The 18,573-nt window shown below is 62.4% G+C and carries 21 protein-coding genes; 11 read left to right on the top strand and 10 right to left on the bottom strand.

All coding sequences use genetic code 11. The annotated features are described in order from the left end of the window. Positions 1-12: 12 nt before the first annotated feature. From EHF33_RS12505 to proS, 3 genes are all read right to left on the bottom strand, one after another. The gene (locus EHF33_RS12505; RefSeq protein WP_124872071.1) at positions 13-1,527 is read right to left on the bottom strand and encodes a 2-phosphoglycerate kinase; all 1,515 of its coding nucleotides are present in this window, start codon (positions 1,525-1,527) and stop codon (positions 13-15) included. Between the two features lie 78 nt (positions 1,528-1,605). Beyond that, positions 1,606-2,289, bottom strand: a complete 684-nt coding sequence (locus tag EHF33_RS12500) for a DUF1345 domain-containing protein (RefSeq protein WP_124872069.1) — start codon at positions 2,287-2,289, stop codon at positions 1,606-1,608. A 179-nt stretch (positions 2,290-2,468) separates the two neighbouring features. Continuing rightward, complete coding sequence (proS, locus tag EHF33_RS12495; RefSeq protein ID WP_124872067.1) at positions 2,469-3,980, bottom strand: proline--tRNA ligase; 1,512 nt, start codon at positions 3,978-3,980, stop codon at positions 2,469-2,471. Between the two features lie 111 nt (positions 3,981-4,091). Here proS and EHF33_RS12490 point away from each other — a divergent pair, with 111 nt between their 5' ends. The 3 genes from EHF33_RS12490 to EHF33_RS12480 are packed head-to-tail and all read left to right on the top strand — an operon-like array spanning position 4,092 to position 5,677. Then, entirely contained in the window at positions 4,092-4,565 is a 474-nt protein-coding gene (locus EHF33_RS12490) for an NADAR family protein (protein WP_124872064.1), read from the top strand. Continuing rightward, entirely contained in the window at positions 4,558-5,364 is an 807-nt protein-coding gene (locus EHF33_RS12485) for a nucleotidyltransferase domain-containing protein (protein WP_124872062.1), read from the top strand. Before EHF33_RS12490 ends, EHF33_RS12485 begins: the two co-directional genes overlap by 8 nt. 46 nt (positions 5,365-5,410) lie before the next feature. Then, positions 5,411-5,677 (top strand): DUF2171 domain-containing protein, encoded by a 267-nt coding sequence (locus EHF33_RS12480; protein ID WP_124872059.1) that lies wholly within the window; start codon positions 5,411-5,413, stop codon positions 5,675-5,677. A 124-nt stretch (positions 5,678-5,801) separates the two neighbouring features. Here EHF33_RS12480 and EHF33_RS12475 read toward each other — a convergent pair whose 3' ends face one another. The 3 genes from EHF33_RS12475 to EHF33_RS12465 form a co-directional block, all read right to left on the bottom strand. Next, positions 5,802-6,434: a TetR/AcrR family transcriptional regulator gene (locus tag EHF33_RS12475; protein WP_124872057.1), complete on the bottom strand. Its 633-nt coding sequence runs from the start codon at positions 6,432-6,434 to the stop codon at positions 5,802-5,804. A gap of 172 nt (positions 6,435-6,606) precedes the next feature. Further along, positions 6,607-7,140: a hypothetical protein gene (locus tag EHF33_RS12470; RefSeq protein ID WP_124872054.1), complete on the bottom strand. Its 534-nt coding sequence runs from the start codon at positions 7,138-7,140 to the stop codon at positions 6,607-6,609. A 57-nt stretch (positions 7,141-7,197) separates the two neighbouring features. After that, on the bottom strand, positions 7,198-7,995 hold the full coding sequence (locus tag EHF33_RS12465) for a hypothetical protein (protein WP_124872051.1): 798 nt from the start codon (positions 7,993-7,995) through the stop codon (positions 7,198-7,200). Positions 7,996-8,023: 28 nt separating this feature from the next. On the opposite strand from EHF33_RS12465, the gene EHF33_RS12460 reads away from it, so the two are divergent. Beyond that, positions 8,024-8,377: an MGMT family protein gene (locus EHF33_RS12460; protein WP_124872048.1), complete on the top strand. Its 354-nt coding sequence runs from the start codon at positions 8,024-8,026 to the stop codon at positions 8,375-8,377. Here EHF33_RS12460 and prmC read toward each other — a convergent pair. The 3 genes from prmC to EHF33_RS12445 form a co-directional block, all read right to left on the bottom strand. Continuing rightward, positions 8,374-9,255: a peptide chain release factor N(5)-glutamine methyltransferase gene (gene prmC / locus EHF33_RS12455; RefSeq protein WP_420889945.1), complete on the bottom strand. Its 882-nt coding sequence runs from the start codon at positions 9,253-9,255 to the stop codon at positions 8,374-8,376. The genes EHF33_RS12460 and prmC overlap by 4 nt on opposite strands. A gap of 67 nt (positions 9,256-9,322) precedes the next feature. Continuing rightward, positions 9,323-9,901 carry a Jag family protein gene (locus tag EHF33_RS12450; protein ID WP_124872046.1) on the bottom strand — a complete coding sequence of 193 codons (579 nt, stop codon included), beginning with the start codon at positions 9,899-9,901 and terminating at the stop codon, positions 9,323-9,325. A gap of 95 nt (positions 9,902-9,996) precedes the next feature. Continuing rightward, on the bottom strand, positions 9,997-10,518 hold the full coding sequence (locus tag EHF33_RS12445; RefSeq protein WP_124872043.1) for a DUF427 domain-containing protein: 522 nt from the start codon (positions 10,516-10,518) through the stop codon (positions 9,997-9,999). 102 nt (positions 10,519-10,620) lie between these two features. Between EHF33_RS12445 and EHF33_RS12440 the strand changes: the two genes are divergently transcribed. The 7 genes from EHF33_RS12440 to EHF33_RS12410 all read left to right on the top strand — a co-directional run bounded on the left by EHF33_RS12440 (position 10,621) and on the right by EHF33_RS12410 (position 17,573). Continuing rightward, entirely contained in the window at positions 10,621-11,373 is a 753-nt protein-coding gene (locus EHF33_RS12440; protein WP_124872040.1) for a fumarylacetoacetate hydrolase family protein, read from the top strand. Positions 11,374-11,428: 55 nt separating this feature from the next. Then, positions 11,429-12,820 (top strand): class I SAM-dependent methyltransferase, encoded by a 1,392-nt coding sequence (locus EHF33_RS12435; protein ID WP_124872037.1) that lies wholly within the window; start codon positions 11,429-11,431, stop codon positions 12,818-12,820. Between the two features lie 126 nt (positions 12,821-12,946). Next, the gene (locus EHF33_RS12430; RefSeq protein ID WP_241191167.1) at positions 12,947-14,203 is read left to right on the top strand and encodes a S41 family peptidase; all 1,257 of its coding nucleotides are present in this window, start codon (positions 12,947-12,949) and stop codon (positions 14,201-14,203) included. Positions 14,204-14,231: 28 nt separating this feature from the next. Beyond that, complete coding sequence (locus EHF33_RS12425) at positions 14,232-14,981, top strand: sulfite exporter TauE/SafE family protein (RefSeq protein ID WP_124872035.1); 750 nt, start codon at positions 14,232-14,234, stop codon at positions 14,979-14,981. Beyond that, positions 14,978-15,274 carry a hypothetical protein gene (locus EHF33_RS12420; RefSeq protein WP_124872032.1) on the top strand — a complete coding sequence of 99 codons (297 nt, stop codon included), beginning with the start codon at positions 14,978-14,980 and terminating at the stop codon, positions 15,272-15,274. The genes EHF33_RS12425 and EHF33_RS12420 overlap by 4 nt, the downstream gene beginning before the upstream one ends. 60 nt (positions 15,275-15,334) lie before the next feature. Continuing rightward, positions 15,335-16,234, top strand: coding sequence for a hypothetical protein (locus EHF33_RS12415; RefSeq protein WP_124872029.1), 900 nt, complete (start codon positions 15,335-15,337; stop codon positions 16,232-16,234). Between the two features lie 193 nt (positions 16,235-16,427). Beyond that, entirely contained in the window at positions 16,428-17,573 is a 1,146-nt protein-coding gene (locus tag EHF33_RS12410; protein WP_124872026.1) for an MFS transporter, read from the top strand. Here the strand turns inward: EHF33_RS12410 and EHF33_RS12405 are convergent. Then, positions 17,570-18,484, bottom strand: a complete 915-nt coding sequence (locus tag EHF33_RS12405) for an acyltransferase (RefSeq protein ID WP_164473477.1) — start codon at positions 18,482-18,484, stop codon at positions 17,570-17,572. The two genes, EHF33_RS12410 and EHF33_RS12405, sit on opposite strands and share 4 nt — an antisense overlap. Positions 18,485-18,573 lie beyond the last annotated feature (89 nt).

Genomic DNA, 18,573 nt, shown 5'->3' with positions numbered 1-18,573 from the left:
AGGAAAAGCCCTCTACCGCTGCATTTCCTCGCCCACTTTGGTCAAGTCGGTTTGCTCCAAGCTCAGTTCCTCGTTGCCCAAGAGCCTGACCCGCTCTTCGGGCGTCAGCTCGGTCAGGATCCGGCGCATCACCACGTCCACAGCTTGATCGGCAGATTCGTCGAGCGACAAGCTGTCCAGAATCGGCACGTCCAGCCGCCGCGCCAACTGCTCAAGGTCGTCCTGCATGGCCCGGATTTCTTCAAAGTAACGCATGTAGCGGTGCAGCGGGCGGCTCTGGGTGGTCTGCTTGTCCCGCGACTCGAAGTGGCGGCGGTGTTCGCTTTGGTCGGGCAGGGTGATCAGCATCGGAATGACGATGGCTCCGTGACGCGCACTCAAGTACCCCGGCACCAGATGTACCCCTTCCATCACCACGCTCATGCCTTCCTCGATGCTGCGGCGCACCACCGCGTCGAGCCCCACGCTGACCTGCTGAACTTGCTCGCGGAAGCCCAGCAGCAGCACTTCGGTGCTGGGATGCTCCGGCGTGACCTCGTTGGGATCGCTCAGCGCTTGCCAAGCCGTGAAGGTGGACGCGTGCAGGGTGGGCAACAGCGCGGGCGAAACCATCGAGCGCATCACCTCGCGGATGCTGTCGGTGCTGATGACGCGGGCAATGCCCAGCCGGTAAGCGATTTCGGCGGCCAGATAACTCTTGCCGGTGCCGCTGACGCCGCCGAGCAAAATCACCAGCGGGCGCGGCGGGTGGCGAATAACTTGCAGCAGGCGGTAACGGGCCGCCACATCCGGCCCCACCTCAGCTTCCAGAAGTTGCTCGACCCGCTCCCGAATGATCCGCCGCTCGACCAAGCGGTCTTCCGCGCCGCGCAGTTGGCGCTGGGTAACGCGGGCGACCTTGCGGGCCGAGTCGGGCGGCACACCAGCGGCCAGCAGTGACTGACTGAGAATCCCTTTTGAAAACGGCTCGGGTGCGTCGCCGCTGCTGCCCATCACGCCCAACTTGCCCCGGTTTTGGCGCAGGAAACGGTAGGTCAGCTTGAGCTGCTCGCCGTACATTTCTTGCAAAGTGCGCTCGGTCAGGTCATCGATCTCGGCCACGCTCAGCGCTTTGACGCCCTGCTGGCGCAACTGGATGTCGATGCGGCTGGCCACCGCGTAGGCTTCTCTGCCCAGCAGGCCGGTGTCTTCCAAGCTGCGGGCCAGCACCCCACGCGAAAAAGGCAATTCACCTTTTTTGGCAATGACCATCAGGTCTTCGTAAGCGGCGGTCTGCTGCTCAACCGCCGCCGCCATCGCTCTGCCGCCCACGTCGCGGGTCACCTCCACCGTTAAGGCTTTGAGCTGAACCGCCGAAACAGCGCCGCGCCGACTGGCCCGCAGCTCGGCTTCGACCCGCCGCGCCACCGCTGCGGCTTCGTCCGGCGTCGCGCCCGCGTTCAGCAGCGATTCGGCCACCAAACCGCGACTAAACGGCCACTGCCGCCCCGGGCTGCCAATCTGAAGTTCCCTTGTCACTGAAGGCATTCTAGCGGCTTATGAACGCGAAGACTTGAAAAAGCTGGCCCGGAGCTGACATTCCCCTGACAATCGAGGAGCAAGGCATTAAGACAGCACGCTGCTGACCGCGCTGATGGCCAGAGCGATAATCACCACGCCGTAGACGTAAGAAATCAGCGAGTGGCCGGTCAGCAGCCGCCGCATCGGGCGCTGATCGAGGTCAGTGTCGGACACCTGATACGTCATGCCGATGGTAAACGACAGGTAAGCAAAGTCGAGATAATCGGGCTCGGGGGTGCCGGGAAACTGCACGCCGCCTTCGGGCGTTTCGTAATAGAGGTGGGCGTAGCGGAACAGATACACCGTTTGAATGACCAGCCACGACAGCGCCACGCTCAGCAGCCCCGCGCCGATCAGCAGCTCGGCTTGCAGCGGCTGGTTTTTGAGGCTGCCCGCTTTGGACAGCGCGAACATCACGCCCGCCAAACTGATGATGGAAGTGGCCACCGCGATGAGTCCGGAGGCCCGCTTGCCGTTGTCTTCTTGCTGGGCGACCTGCCGAATCCAGTCGCCGTTGACCGAGTAGATCAGCCGCCAAGAGGAGATCAGGTAAGTGCCAGCAGACACCAGCCAGCCCACCAAGGCCCGCAGCTCCCAGGGAAGAGTTTGCCAGGTGGCCGGATACGGCACAAAAGCGCACAGCGCCCAAGCCGCCGCCCCGAGGCCGAACGAAAAGAAAAGCCGCATAGGGGCATTGACGCGCACTGGAGGCATAGAGGCGGCAGACATTCTCCCAGCTTAGGGGCTCAGGTAGAAGGGAAGTGAAGGCTTCGTTTTCAAAACCTTGAGCGGGGTTCTCCAAAGTGAGGCTAAAGAATCACGGATGATGACCGTTTGAATTTCAAAAAAAGGAGCTGGACGCCAGTGACGCCGCCCGCTCCCTTCTTCTCAGTCTTGTCTCCTCGCGTCTAATACTGCCGCCCGAAGATCACCCGCTTGCCGTAAGCGGCGGGCTTGCCGGTATGCACGCAGACGCCCTCTTCCCTTTCCGCAAAAAATTCGGCGTCGTCTAAAGGGATGTTGCGGGCGGTCGCTTTGGTGTCTTCCTTGATCTGACGCTCGCTCTCAGGGTCGCCAGAGTGGAAGGCCCGCACCCACTTTCCGGCTTCGATGGCGGCTTTGAACTCGTCGTAACTGTCCACCGTCACGGTGTTGTCGAGCATGAAATCGGTGGCCCGCTTGAGCAAGAAAGCTTGGATAGCATCTAAGCGGGCGGTAATGCCGCTGACTGCCTCCTCACGGCTCAGTGTCTCTTTGTCGTCGCTGGTGCGGTCTTTGACGACCACCACGCCCTGCTCAAGGTCGCGGGGGCCGAGTTCGATGCGTACTGGAATGCCCTTGAGTTCCCATTCGTTGTACTTAAAGCCGTTGGTCACGCCGTCGCGCTTGTCCACCTTGACGCGCACGCCCTGAGAGCGCAGCTCGGCAGCCAGTTTCTCGCCCTCGGCCACCATTTCATCAAAGTTGTCTTTGCGGCCCACCGGAATAATGATCACCTGGGTCGGCGCGATATTGGGCGGCATCATCAGCCCTTTGTCGTCGCCGTGGGTCATGATCAGCGCTCCAATAATCCGGCTGGAAATCGCCCACGAGGTCGTGTAGGCAAATTCTTCTTTTTGGTCGCGGGTCTGGAATTTGACGCCGAACGCCTTGCTGAACTTCTGGCCGAGGTAGTGGCTGGTTCCGGCTTGCAGGGCTTTGCCGTCGCGCATCATGCCCTCGATGCTGTAGGTGGAGGTGGCTCCCGCGAAGCGCTCGGAAGCGGTCTTCTCGCCGCGCACCACCGGCAAGGCCAGAATGTCGCGGCAAAATTGGTGGTACAAGTCCAGAATCATCCGCACTTCACCTTGGGCTTCCTCGGCGCTGGCGTGGGCGGTGTGGCCTTCGTGCCAGTAAAACTCGCTGGTTCGCAGGAAAGCTTTGGTGCGCAGTTCGGCGCGGAAGACGCTGCCCCACTGGTAATGGAGAAACGGCAAATCTCGGTACGAGTTGAGCCAGCCGCTCCACATGTGCCCGATGATGGTTTCGGACGTGGGACGCAGCACATAAGGCTCGGCCAGCACTTCGGTGCCGATTTTGTTGACGGTGAACAGCTCTGGCGCAAATCCCTCCACGTGATCGGCTTCCTTCATGATGAAGCTCATCGGAATCAACGTGGGGAACACCAACGACTCGTGGTCGCGGGCTTTGAATTCGTCGTCCAGCCACCTGACGATCCGCTCCCACAGGGCGCTGCCATACGGTTTCATCACCATCGCGCCCGCCACCGGGCTGTTGTCGGCAAGGTCCGCTTTTTTGACGACTTCATTGTACCAATCGTTGAAATCCACGCTCTGGGGCGTCACGCCGTATTGCTGGGCTTTTTTGTCTGCGCTCTGCTGAGCTTGTTTGGGCTGGGTTTGGGTCTTCTCCTGCGTCATAAGCTGCATGGTAGCAAGCTCGGGCCGCCAGCGAACGCGCCAAAGCACTCAGGGAGCGCTCTAAGCCAAGTGGCAGACGTACTTCAGCCGTCCAAACACCAAACTGAGCGGATGCCGCCGACTGTTTATTTTTATAAAACCGCCCACGCCTTTTCCAACTTCCATCCGAGTAGGTTTGAGAGTGGCGGCATGGTGTACCGCTGGGCCGAGCAATACCTGATGGCCCGCAAAGCGGCTCTGTTTGGCGACCAAGTACGCCCCGCGCTCATTCTGGCCGCCCACACACCCGCCGAATGCAAAGCGCTGGGCAGGCAGGTCACGCCTTACGACAACGCCGTTTGGGAGAGGGAACGCTCTGCGATTGCCGTGGAGATGCTGCAGCTCAAGTTTGGACAGAATCAAAAACTTTTGGCCGAACTGGCGGCAACAGGTGACGCCGAGCTGGTAGAGGCCTCGCCCACTGACCGGATTTGGGGTATCGGTTTTGCCGAAGCCGAGGCTGAATTTCACCGCGCCGAGTGGGGCCAGAATCTGCTCGGCAAGGCTTTGATGGCCGTGCGAAAGGAATTTCAAACCAATGCTTGACCTGGCCCACACCCTCGCTGCCCGCCTCGGTCAGCTTTCCGGCGTGGAGGCCGTGACGCTCGGCGGCTCACGGGCACGCGGCAACACTCCACCGGATTCGGACTGGGATCTGGGGCTGTATTACCGCAAAGAACAGCCCTTTGACTTGGCCGCACTCAATGCCCTGTGTCGCGAACTCGACGACGCTGGAACCGCCGAGGCCACTCCGATTGGCGGCTGGGGGCCGTGGGTAGACGGCGGCGCGTGGCTGACGGTGGGCGGGCAACGGGTAGATTTCATCTACCGCGAACTGGGCCGACTTGAGCGAAGTGTGCAAGACGCGCTGGCAGGCCACATCAAGCTGCACGCCCAGCCCGGCCACCCGCACGGCATCCACAGCCACCATTACGCGGCGGAATTGGCGGCGGGCCAGCTTCTGTTTGATTCGGCCAGCCGCCTTGCGGCCCTCAAAGACGAGCTGGACGGTTATCCTCCGGCGCTCAAAGCCACGCTGATTGCCCACTACGACTGGCAACCGGATTTCTGGCTTTACGGTGCGGCCAAAGGACTGAAGCGCGGCGACACCCACTACGCTCAGGGCTGCGCCTATCAGGCGGTGATGGCGCTGGCCCAAACGCTTTGTGCGCGGAGCGAGACGTGGATCACCAACGAGAAGGGCGCGGTGGCTTTGGCAGCGGGCGTAGCAGGTGCGCCGCTCCACTTTGCCGAGCGAATCGGCGCGGCCCTCTCACCGCTCGACCCGAGCGCCCTCCAGCAGCTCATCCAAGAAACGAATTGCCCTGTCTCAAGGTGGCCTTGACATTGCCCACATGAAAAAGCGGGGGCTGTGGGCGTAGCCTGCTGCTATGACCAACAACGACATGAGCCAAGTGGACAACGCCCTAGACCAAGAACTGCGCGACTCCATCACCGAGCACTTGCAAGTCAAGGACGCCAACGGCGAGCACGTCGGCACGGTGGATCACCTCGACGGCGACCGCATCAAGTTGACCCGCACCGATAGCAGTGACGGCCAGCACCACTACATCAACCTCAGCGACGTCAAGAGCGCCGATCAAGTGGCCGTGTACTTGGAAAAAGCCAAAGCCGACTTGAAAATGCAGACTGAGTAAAACAAAAGCTAGACAACACGAAAGGGGCCGCTGAACTTAATCAGCAGCCCCTTTCGTGTTGTAAAACCAATCCGCCGTTAAGATCACTTGCTGAAACTATTTTCATGCCTGACGCGGCCAGCGGCTAAGGTTGCAAATAGTTCAGCAGCGCCCTGAGCGACACTTTCAGTTCCTCTTCAAAATTGACCATTAAGGGCTTGAGATCGGGGTTGAGCATCAAGTTGCGCCGCGCCGGAATTTCTTCGACCAGGTGTTGCCAGCCGACCGACAGCGCTTCGGTGTGAACCAAAACGCGCATCGCCAGGTCGTGGGGGTAAGGCAGCCTCGGAGCAGTCTCCTGCATCAGGGCCACCACTTTTTGGTGAAAGACAATCGCCTGTTCGCTGCGCTCAAGCACGCTGCCGAGCAGAAGCTGAAGGCGGCGCAGCGCTTCGTGACTGCTTAAACTCTGGGCGATCACGTCGGCGACTTCGTCGGGCTGCTTGGGCTGGCGCTCGTCGAGCAGGGCATTGAGGTCGCTAAACCAGGCTTGGTAATGCTGGGCGAGCAGCGCCAAGAACAAATCTTCTTTGGTGGAAAAATAAAGGTAGAGCGTTCCTTTGGCGAGCTGCACTTCGCGGGCCACTTCGTTCATGCTCAGATCGGCGTAGGGCGTCGTGGTCCAGAGTCGTTCGGCGGCGCGAAGAATGTCGCCTCTGCGAACGAGTTTTTCTTCGGGGCTGCGGGCGCGGGCTGGGCGGGAAGATTGACTGAACATCAAACTGACCTTATGTCAAGTCGTAGAGCAGTTCTGTGAAAGGTTTCACGCCGAGTGGGAGAGCGCCGCAGCGGTAAATCTATTGATTAAAACCTGCTTCATCCAAAAGTGATCCGGCGCTCCAGAGCGGTGAGCGTTCCTTTATCCGGCACCCACTTGAGGCTCCAACCCACTACCTCAAGTTGCTCTCGCCAGTGGGCTGCCCGTCGCTGGTCTCGGAGTCACCATCACTGAAAAACTCGCTGCGGGCCTCGCGCAGCTCGCGCCGGGCCGTTTGCAGATGAACGAGCAGTGCCGGCACGTCGGCGGCTTCCAGCGCGAAGGCGTCGTCAGCGGCGATCCGGCTGCTGGGATCGAGGCGGCGCAGCAGCACGGCTCCGTCCGCTCCTTCAATCCGGATGCCCCAGTTGGGCGCTTCCTCTGGATAAAAAAAGTCGTGAACCTGACCGCTTTGCGCCCCGGTCACGGCTTGCCGTAGGGCAGAAGCGTTGGGCACGAAACTCTTCATCACTTCGCGTTCGCGCTCGGGGTCTTCGGGCCACTGCACCACCCGCAGCTGCATGACCGGCCCGAGTTCGGGCGTGCTGATGTCGGGATTGGGCGCGGCAGCCACGTCCACGCTGTAAGGCACCGGCTGGGCTTCGGTGCGCTCGATGCTGCCGGAAACGAGGTGGGCGCGGAGGCGGTGCTGGGCAGTGGTATCCATTTTCTTACCCTACTTGGCTCGGTGCGCCGCCGGATAAGCCGGAGCTTGAGGGGAAATTCAGACGTGGGTCTGCTTTACGGCGGACATGCGCCGCACCAAAGCGTCCAGCAGCGGTTCGCGGGCCTCCAGAACGAGTTGGGCAGCCAGTCGGCGGCACAGTGTTGCGGCCCAGCTCAGCGCTTGACCTCCTTCACCTTGCACCTTCCAGATGTGCGGCGACCACTCGCCCAATGTTTTTTCGGCAAGGCGGGTAGCGGCGGGAAAGTGGGGCGCTTCCTCCACGAACCGCGCCAAGCGCAGCAGCCCAGCGCGTACCCACGTCAGCAACTCGGCAGCCCGCAGTGCCTCGCCCCTAATCCACACCGCCGAGGCGAACACCAGCCAGTTGAGCGTCTGGTCATAGACCTGCTGCGGCGCGTCGGGCGTCCACGCCGGGCCGGATGCCCACTCGCGCAGAATTTGAGTGAGCTGGCCATCCGAGTCTTTCACCGACATGGCTTCAAGATCCGGCCCAAGGCGGGGCCAGTCCTGGATGTCGCTGAGCTGGGACGCCTGCGCCACATGCAGCTCAATTCGGTGCAGTTCGGGCGTCACGGCATTGGGCGTATCAAAGTCGTTGACCACGTAGAGGAGCAGCGGCGTGACCTGTTCTAGAAAAGCTCGGGCGTCAAACAACTCACCCTTGGGCACGTAAGCGTAATACTCAAGGTCGCTGAAGCCGTCGTCCAGCCGCGCTCCACTTGCCCGCTGAGTCCGGCTGCCGTACGCCAGCGCGTGCGAGATTCGGGAATCGGCCCGTAGCGCCGCCCTGATTTTTGTGTCTAACTGGTCAAGCGTTTGGGAGCCGCAGGTCATACGCCAGCTTACCCGCTAGACTGGGCTGATGACCGCGCCTGCTTCCGCTGCCTTCAAAACCCGCGTGCTGGCTCTGGTGGCGCAGATTCCAGCGGGCCGAGTGATGACCTACGGCCAACTCGCCCTGCTGGCGGGGCAGGTGGGCGCGGCGCGGCAAGTCGGCTACCTGATGAACGGGCTGCTCGAAAACCACGATTTGCCTTGGCAACGCGTCATCAACGCGCAGGGCGCAGTCAGCACCGACAAACTAGGCTTCGGCGACATTCAGCGCGGCTTGCTGAAAGCTGAAGGAATCGAGTTTGATGCGGCGGGCAAATGCGATCTGGGCAAGTACCAATGGTGGCCCGAAAGCGACGCGCCGCCGCAAGAGCGGCTGTTCTAGCGCGGCAGCAGCCGGGCCAGCAAAAAGCGCTGCCGCCCCACCCAATCGGGGTGAACTTGCGCAGACCAGCCCGCAGCACTCAGCTCTGCGGCCAACACTTCCACATTGCGCGGATCGAGTTCCAGCAGCATCACCCCGCCGGAAGCCAGGACACGCGGCGCAGCGGAAACCAATCGCCGGGCCAAAGTTAGGCCGTCGGGGCCGCTGTAGAGCGCCAAAGCGGGGTCGTGCTGGACTTCGGGCTGGGCGAGCGCTTGGTCGGCGTCGGGCAGATACGGCGGGTTGCTGAGCAGCAAGTCATACGGCCCGCTGAGGCCAGAGAGCAAGTCGGCCTGCACAAATGTCACGGTCAGGCCGTTGAGATCGGCGTTCTGGCGGGCCAGCTCCAGCGCCTCGCCACTGATATCGCTGGCCGTCACCTCGGCGTCGGCCCGCGCCCGCTTGATGCCGAGGGCCAGCGCTCCGGTGCCGGTGCCCACGTCCAGCACGCGCGGCGAAGGCTGTGCGCTGATTTGCGCCAGGGCCAACACCAGCAGCACTTCGGTTTCGGGACGGGGAATCAGGGCGGCGGTTGAGATGCGCAGCCGCAAGTCGCCCCACTCCACTTCACCGAGCAGGTGTTGCAGCGGCTCACGGGCCTCGCGGCGCTGGGTCAGTTGTTCGAGCTGCCAAAGCTCAAGCGCCTTGAGCGGCTGTTCGCTGCCCATCAGCAATTCGAGGCGGCTCAGCCCAGTGGCCCGCTGCACCAGCTCGCGGGCGTCGGTTTCGGGTGAGGGCACGCCTGCTTGCCGCAGCCGCTGGACGGTGCTGCGCAGCGCCATTCCCAGCGTATTTGCCTGAGACTCAGCGGGGTCTGGCGGCGCGGCGTCTGTGCTCACCTCAGCCACTCAGCTCACGGCCGGGGAGCGCCGGAAGCCGACGGGCAGGGCAAAGGGGAAATGAAGCTCACTCGGTCATTTCGGTGCGCGGCTTGATCACCAGGTGGCGGCCCGCGCCTTCGCCCACCGATTCGGTCGTGACCAGCGAGTGGTCTTTGAGCGCCACGTGGATGACCCGGCGCTCGGCGGGTGACATCGGCTGCAAGGCGTGGACTTCGCCGCTCTTGGCCACCTGCACCGCCAGCCGCTCAGCCAGCTTGCCGAGGTTATCGGCCTGACGGCGCTTGAAACCGCCCGCGTCGACCCGCACCCGCACGTCGCTGCGTCCGGCGTGCTTGGCCAGCACCGCGTAAGCCAGCACTTCGATTGCGCCCAGCGTGCGGCCGTCACGGCCCGCCAGCTTACCGGCCCGCTCACCGCCGATATCCGCTTCTAGCGCTTCGCCGGTGTCACGCACCGTCAGGGTCAAATCTTGGCCGAGGTGTTCGATCACGCCGTGCATAAACTGCTCGAACACGCTGAAGGCGTCCTGGCTTTCCATCGGCGGCGCAGCGCTTCCCAAAGCGGCCTCGACCACGTTGGGGGCTTCGTCGCCCTCACTGATGCCCAAATTGGCAAGGTAATCGTCGAGGTTTGTGTTGTCCATACCCTTAAGTTTACCCTGAGAAGCTGACAAGGCTCTGTCAAAAGGATGCCAAAGCCCATTGACGCCGTGACAAGCCCAAACTGCGGGTCAACCGTTTACCAGCCCATCGTTCCGGCCTCGCCTTTAAACGGCCCCTTGATGTCCGCCGTGATCCAGCCGCCGTAAAACTGGCCCGGCTGCGGCGTTACTACTTCACCCTCCACCCGGCACTGATCCATTTTGCCGGGATAAACGGCCAGATACCCGGCCATCTCGCGGAAGGCCAGCGTCGGCTGCTCGTAGCTCCAGGCAGCTTGCTCGGCGACTTTTTGCTGAGCGCCTTGCCCGCCCCGCAGTGTCCAGTAGGTTGCCTCGCCCTTCCATTCGCAGGCGCTGCGGCCCCGGGCCAAGCTCAGCACGCCCACTTTGAAGGCGTCGGGCGGCAGGTAGTAGCCGGGCGGGTGCGAGGTTTCCAGCACCCGGAACGCCGGATGCGTACTCTGGGCGGTATCGGCGATCAGCTCACCGCCCAGCCAGATTTGCAGGTGCTTGGAGGTGCGTTCCAGTCTCGGCGGGCGCGGGTAAGCCCACACCGATTCTTGGCCGGAGTGAACGGGATCGGGGGCAGGACGTTTCATGAAGGCATTGTGGCCTGCTGAGCGGCTGGGCTTTGGTAACAAAGTTCACTTGGCAAGCGGCTGCCCGCTCTCCCCCGTCCGGCCCCGCGCTAGACTCCTCACATGAAGCTGATTCGGTTTAGAGACAATCAGGGCGTGCGCTGGGGCCGCCTAGACGGTGAAGACATCCGGGTAACGCGCAACATGGGCGGCGAGGAAACGGGCGAGAGTGTCAGCCGCCAGAGTGTGACTCTCCTGGCTCCCGCCGAACCCAGCAAGATCGTCTGCGTGGGGCGCAACTACATTGACCACATCAAAGAACTCGGCAATGACACGGGCGAGCTCCCGCGTGAGCCGGGTCTGTTTCTCAAAGCCGCCAACACGCTGGCCGAAGACGGCGGCAGCGTGGCCTATCCGGAGTGGTCGGAGAACTTTCACTTTGAAGGCGAACTGGCGCTGGTGATTAGCCAGACCGCCAAAAACCTGACGCCCGTCGAAGTGCCTGCCGCCATCTTGGGCTACACCTGCGCCCTTGACCTGACGGCCCGCGACAAACAAAAAACCGATCTCCAGTGGTTCCGGGCCAAGGCCGCCGACCGTTTTTGCCCGCTGGGGCCGAGCTTGGAAACCCAATTCGACCCGACAGACGTGCGGATTTGCACCCGCATCAACGGAGAAACCAAGCAGGACAGCCGCACCAGTTTCATGATCTTTGATGTGGTGCAGATTCTGACCTACGTGACCCGCTACGTGACCTTGGAGCGCGGCGACGTGGTGCTGACCGGCACCCCTTCCGGCGTGGGGCCGCTGGAGCGTGGTGACCGAGTAGAAGTGGAGATCGACGGTCTGGACATGCTGAGTACCCAAATTGTTTGAAGTTGGGATGGGTTGAAGGTCGAAGGGGTTTGAAGTCGAGATGCCAGAGGAAAAGATGAGGAACGAAGAGCAGCCCACCCAACCCAACGCCGCAGGCAACGGGACAGTGCCGAGCCCCAAGCGCTCCCGCCTGCGCCTGCGCCTGACGCCCGCCGCCGAGGGCCACATCCGGCGCGGGCATCCGTGGGTGTACGAAAGCAGCGTGCGCGAGCAAAACCGCGAGGGCGAGAGCGGCGAATTGGCGGTGATTTACGATCGGCAAGACCGCTTTCTGGCGGTGGGGCTGTACGACCCGCACTCTCCGCTGCGGCTGCGGCTGCTGCATGCCGGGTCGCCGCTGAGCCTCGACACCGCTTGGTGGAAGCGCCACCTGGAGCTGTCGGTGCAGCGCCGCGCCGCCCTGTTCGGCCCCGATACCGACGGTTACCGTCTGATCAACGGCGAGAGCGACGGCTGGCCGGGCTTGGTGCTCGACCGCTACGCCAGCACGCTGGTGCTCAAGCTCTACACCTCATCTTGGCTGCCGCACCTCGGCCTGCTGCTGGAACTGCTCTCGGGGCGCTTCGGCAGCGGCTTTTCCAACTCGACTCCCGATTCGGCACCCAATGCAGACGTGCCGCCGCAGGCCGGAGCCGAGCCCTCGACCTTGCGTGTGGTGCTGCGCCTGAGCCGCAATACCCAGAAGCTGGCCGCCGAGCAGGGCTTCTCGGACGGCCAAGTGCTGCTGGGCGAAGACCTCAGCGGGCCAGTCATCTTTCAGGAATACGGCCTGAACTTTGAAGCCGACGTGCTGCGCGGCCAGAAGACCGGCTTTTTTCTGGATCAGCGCGAGAATCGCCGGATCGTGGGCAGCATGGTGGAAAAATTGGTGCAGCAGGGCGACGGGCGGCGGGTGCTCAACGCCTTTTCGTTTTCCGGTGGCTTTTCGCTGGCCTCGGCGCGGGCAGGCGCTGCCGAAGCGGTCTGCGTGGACATCAGCAAGCACGCCTTGGAGAGCAGTCGGCGCAACTTTGCTCTCAATTACAGCATGCCGGGAGTGTCCCGCTGCTTTCACCGCACGGTGCAGGCCGACGTCTTCGCTTGGCTGGGCAAAACTCTGCCGGCCGACGCCGAGACCAGCGAGCCGTTTACCCGTGAACCGTTCGATTTGATCGTGCTCGACCCGCCCTCGCTGGCCCGCCGCGAAACCGAGCGCGAGGGAGCCGTTCACGCCTACGGCCGCCTGAGCCGCCAAGCCCTTGAGCGGCTGCGGCCCGGCGGCGTGCTGATGGCCGCGTCGTGTTCGTCGCACGTCAGCGCCGAGGAATTTTTTGAAGCGGTTCGCACCTCGGCGCGGCGCAGTGGCCGCAACTGGAAAGAACTCCGCACCACCCGCCACGCGCCCGACCACCACGCGACCTTTACTGAAGCCGAGTACCTCAAGGCTATTTATTTGCGGGTAGAGTAATTTTCCGGTTGGCGTAGAGGTTAGCGTAAAGGCTGCATGCGGTTATTTCATAACGGCCTGAGCGCCGCCTTTGTCAATGCCCCTCCATTCACACTTCGGCGGCGCGGGGCCGCGCTAGGCTAGGCCGTGTCTAAATTGAAGAACACCTTCTTGACGCTGGGCCTCGCCCTGCTTTCCAGCGCTCAGGCCAGCCCCGCCAGCGATTTGTTCGGGCGGGTCAGCGAGCTGTTTCAAAAAGAGTATTACGGCTGGTCAGAGACTGACCGCAGCGCCCTGACCGACAAATACGCCGCCGAGCTGCAAACGCGCTGCGCTCCTGAAGGTGAAGCGTGCAGCTTCGACACGGGCCGGGCCGTGCTCAAAGACATGTTCGATACGTTTCACGACGACCACACCAGCGTCCGCGACGCCGAAAGCGCTCAGCGCCTGCTCGAAGTCCAAAACGATATGAGCGTGCCGCGCACCGGCCTCCGGGTCATCAAGCAGCCGGAAGGCTTGCTCGTGGTGGGCGTGCAGCCGGGCAGTCCGGCAGAAGAAGCCGGCGTCAACCTCTACGACCTGATTCAGTCGGTCAACGGCGTGGCGGCGGGCAAAGACAAGCCGGTGGACTCGCTGGCTTTCGTGCGCTTGGAGCGGGCCAGCACCCCCATGACGCTAAGCGTGCAGCGCCCCAAGTCGGCCCTCAAGCTGCTCAGCGTGACGCCGAAAATGATGAAGGCCCGCGACGAGCCGAGCCTGAGCTTTCCGAAAGCGGGCGTGGCGCTCATCAATTTTCCCACTTTTTTGTCGGGTGACAGCGCTCCGCTCTTTTTGGCCAAAATCAAGGAAGCGCAGCAGGCCGGGGCCAGAGAACTGATTATTGACCTGCGCTACAACGGTGGGGGGCGGCTCGATCAGTGCGTGGCGGCAGCCAGTATTTTTAAGCCGGTGGTGTACCAAGCCCGTTTCCGTGGCGGCGGCTGGAGTTACGGCGGCTTGGACGGTGAGCAGGCTCCGGCCCTGAGTGCACGGATCGATCACCAGAGCCACGTTTGGAACGGGCCAGCCGCCATTTTGATCGGCGAGAACACCGCCTCGTGCGCTGAGGTCTTTACCTTTTTTGCTCAGAAGAGCGGCGTCAAGGCCGTCGGCAGCTCCACCAAGGGGGTGGGCAACAGCGGCGTGAATTTCTATCCGCTGCCGGATCAAGGCATTTTCAGCTTGACCATGCTGCGGGCCTATGACGAAGACGGCCAACCGCTGCCGGATCACATCACGCCGGACATCAGCGCCCCCACCGACTTAAGAGCGCTGACCGAAAGTGGCGACGACACCACCTTAGACGCCGCCCTGAGGGTGCTGAGCGACGAAACGGCGGCCGCAGTCGCAGCGGGCACCAAATGAGCCGCGCCTCTGTGGCTAGGAGCCGCGCTTGATTCTGGCCGTTGTTGCCATCGGCCTCTTGGCAGGCGTGCTGGGCGCGATTCTGGGACTGGGCGGCGGGGTGGTGGTGGTTCCGGCGCTGCAATTTGTGCTGCCGCTGTTCGGACACGCCATCAGCATCACGCAGGCGGTGGCGATCAGCCAAATCGGGGTGCTGGCGGTGGGCGTGGCGGGCACGGCAGGCTACCTCCAAAAGGGCATGATTCGCGCCCGCACCGGCTATCTCCTTTCGCCCTACACCATCATCGGCGGCACGTTGGGCAGTTACTTGGGCCTGATTCTTCCGGCCAAAGCGGTGGCCACCGTCTTCGCCTTCTTGCTGCTCTACAGCGCTTACAACCTCTTGCGCGGCCTCAAGCGGATCGAACAGGAGCGCGAGCCGAGCAAGTTGGTGCCGCCCGCGATGGGCTTTGCAGGCATCATGAGCGGCCTGCTCGGCATCGGCGGCGGCACGGTGCAGGTTCCGGTGATGAACTTGCTGGCGGGCATTCCCATCCGCGAGGCGATTGCCACCAGCACCTTCATCATGGGCCTGACCGCTGTGGCCAACGCCCTGATTTACAGCGCGGGCGGCCTGCTTGACTTTCACTTGGCAGCGGCAGTAGCGGCAGGCATCTTGATAGGAGCGCGGGCCGGAACCAATCTGGCGACCCGCATCAGCGCCCAAAACCTCAAGGTGTTGTTCAGCGCACTGCTGATTTTCACCGCCATGCAAATGCTATGGAAGTATTGGGTATGAGCGACAAGACAATCAGCGAAAAATCGAAGGCCGACCCTCAAAAACCCGAAACGGCGGGCTTGCCGATCTGGCTGTTTCCGCTGGGCTTCGGCGTGGGCCTAGCGCTGCTGATCGTGGGCGTGATTTGGCCCGCCTTCGCTCGCTGGGCGGTGTACTGGCTGATGCTGGTGCCGGTGATCGCGGCGCTGTTCGTGGCGGTCAGCAACTGGCGAACAGACCGCCGCCTGAGTATCGCGGCGCTGCTGGCCCTGTTGGGCGTGGGCTTGGTGCTGGTGGCACGCAAGTGGATTTGATGGTGGCTGTCCATCCCGAATTGATGCTTAGCTGACAAAGAAGCGTTCAGATGAGCGCATATGAAAACCCTGCTGACCACTTTAGCCCTCGGCTTCTCCTCCGCTTTTGCCGCTCCGTTTAGCTTCGTGGCGCTCGGCGATATGCCTTACGGCGGTAAGCCTGAAAACTACGCCGCTTTTGACCGCTTGATTGCCACGGTCAACCGCACGGCTCCCAGTTTTACCGTACATGTCGGCGATATCAAAAGCGGCAGCACGTCTTGTGCCGATGCCGAACTGCTCAAAGTCCGCACACAATTCAACACCTTTGAGCAGCCGCTGATTTACACTCCCGGCGACAATGAATGGACGGATTGTCACCGCGAGAAAGCCGGCAAATTTAATCCATTAGAGCGGCTCTCATTTCTCCGAAGCAACTTTTTTGATGGCAAACAAAGTCTGGGCAAAACGCCCATGCCGCTCACGACGCAGCCGAATTACCCTGAAAATTCACGTTGGACTCAGGGCGGCGTGGTGTTCACTACGCTTCACGTCATTGGCAGCAACAACGGCTTAGAGCGCACGCCGGAAATGGCCGCCGAATATTTTCCGCGCAACGCCGCCAATCTGGCCTGGCTGCTTCAAGCGTTTGCACAGGCCAAGAGCATCGACGCCAAGGCCGTCGTGGTGTTTGCCCAAGCGGATTTGTGGGACCCGGCCCCGCTCGCGCCGACCAGCGGCCTCATCGACACCGTCAATGCCCTGCGTGAGCAGGCCAAAGCGTTTGGCAAGCCGGTATTGTTCGTACACGGCGACTCGCACGTGACCCGCTTGGATCAGCCGTTCAACACCTACGACGACAGCAGCGCTCCCAATTTCTGGCGACTCGAAGTGCCGGGCGATCAGCGGGTAGCGGCCATCAAAGTCACGGTTGATCCTGAAGACCCCGCCGTTTTTGCCTACCGCTTGTTGCTGCCTTAGAGCATTTGTCGTAAAAGTTGCAAGACTTTTATGACCGAGCGGAGCGAGTGAAATACGTGCTGGAGCAGATGGGAGTGGAATTGGTGGGGTGCTTTTCCACAACAATGGAACGGACAAATGCTCTAAGCCGCAGGTTTGGTTGGGCCAGAGCCGCTGCGTAAACTCCATGCGGACAAATCCCTAGACTGATTGCATGTCCTCGGCTGCCCTCGCCTCCGCTCCTCCCAAAAGTCTCGCCCTGCTCGGTCTCAGCGCCTTTTTGCTGCTGGGCCTGATTTACCCGGTGCTCGGCCCAGCGCTGCCGCGACTCAGCGAGCAGTTCGAGTTGCGGGCAACCGGCGCGGCCCTGCTGCTCAGCTTCAACTCGGCGGGCGCATTTTTAGGGGTGGTGCTCACGGGAGTGATTTCAGGGCGGCTCTCGCCTCAGCGCCGCTCGCTGATCGCCGTGCTGGTTCTGGCGCTCAGCAGCGTGGCACTGGCTTTCGCGCCGAGCTTCGTGCTGGCGCTGGCGGCGGTTTTAGCGCTGGGGTTCGGCTTCGGAATGCTGGATTTGACCATGAACGTCTGGATTTCCACCAGTTACGGGGGACGCAGCGCGGCCGTGCTGAACTTGCTGAGCGCCAGCTTCGGCGTGGGCGCGGTGCTGGCTCCGCTGGCAGTGGGCCTAGCGGGGGGCAATTTCCGCGTGCCGCTGCTGTGCTGCGCCGCGTTTGCCGCCGCCTTGCTGGTGCCGCTGCTGCTGACGCCTTCCCGCACCCCGATAACGCCCGCCGCACTCACGGCTGCGCCCGCGACTCGACAATCCCGCTGGCTATTGGGCGGCTTCGTGGTGCTGTTCTTGCTGTATGTGGCGGTGGAAAGCGGAGTGGGGGCTTGGGAAGTCACCCACCTGAAAGCCACCTTGCCGCTCAGCACCGCGCAGGCCGCACAGCTTTCGGCTCTCTTCTGGGTCAGCTTCACGCTGGGGCGGCTGATTTCCGCGCCGCTGGCCCTGCGGCTGGCCCCCGCACCGCTGATGATCGCCGCGCTGAGTCTGGCCGCGCTCAGCTTGGCGCTGGCCAGCGTTCCGGCATTCGCGGCGCTGGCTTACACCCTCACCGGTCTGTTTCTGGCTCCAGTTTTCACGACGGGTTTGGTGTGGCTCACCCGCGTGATGCCGGGCGGAGCCGCGCCGACCTTCGTGTTCGCCGGATCGTTCCTCGGCCCGGTGCTGTTCTCACCGCTAATCGGCACGCTGCGCGACGCTTTTGGCCCCGTTGCCATTCCGCTGACCTTGCTGGGCATTACTTTGGCGGCGCTGGCCTTGGTGGTGGGCCTCAGCCGCCGCTTGAGCGCTTAGCGCTTGCCCGCCACAAACCCCATTCTTGGCGACAACAGCACTTCCTCTTCTAACCGCTTGGTTTGGTTGGGCGTCGGCTCTGGAAACTGCGGATTGGCTTTGCGGGCGGGCTCAGGCACGAAGGTGCGAGAATCAATGCCCTCCACTGGCCCCACTTCCCGAATTTTGAGGCGGGTGGTTTTGGCGGGCAAGCCCATCGCGATGCCGTGCGGCTCAATGTCGCCACGCAGCAGGGCGTGGGTCGCCAGTATGGCGTCGTCGCTGACCACGCTTCCGGCCAAAATGGTGGAGTGATAGGTCAGCCGTGCGCCGCGCCCGATCACGGTTTTGCGCAGGGTCACGTCGGGGCCGTCGAGCACCGAGTGGGTGTGGCTGTAGATGTTGACGTAATCGCTGACCGACGCGCCGTCGTGCAGCTCGATGCCGCCGATGTCGTCGAGCAGCACGTTGCGGTGAATGACCACATCATCACCGACTTCCATGTTGTAGCCCACCGAGAATTCCACATTCTGCCAGCACTTGAAGTCACGCCCGACGGATTTGAAAATGTAGCCTGCCAGAATGCGCCGCAGCGGAATGCCGAACAAGGGATTGTGACCCAGCGGCGTCAGGTCAACGCTTTTCCACAGCCACAGCAGCGGCTTGACCCGCTGAAACTGGGCATCGTCGGTGGCCATGTAGTATTCGGATTCAAAAGTGACGTTGCGCGAATCGAGATTGAGAGCGGCCATCGGCGCGTCGGCTTCTAGGGCGGCGTAGGAGCGGCCATACATCAGCTCGGCCAGCAGTTCGCGCACCAATTCCGGGCGCGAGGTGGCCGGGTCACTGAGTTTGGCTTCCAAGTCAGCGAAGAAAGCCGTGTAAGCGCTCTCAGCGCCTGCGGGGGTGAGGAGCGGTTTGAGCCAGGTCATACCGGCGAGTCTAGCAGCGCCGCACCGACGAGGAATCTGGTTTGTTTACAATTTTGGTCAACTGGTTGGGGAGAGGATGGTGTGAAGGC

The organism is Deinococcus psychrotolerans (assembly GCF_003860465.1).
In the GTDB taxonomy this organism is placed as follows: Bacteria; Deinococcota; Deinococci; order Deinococcales; family Deinococcaceae; genus Deinococcus; species Deinococcus psychrotolerans.
Note: the sequence above shows the minus strand (reverse complement) of the source record. Positions and strands in the feature narration are given on the sequence as shown.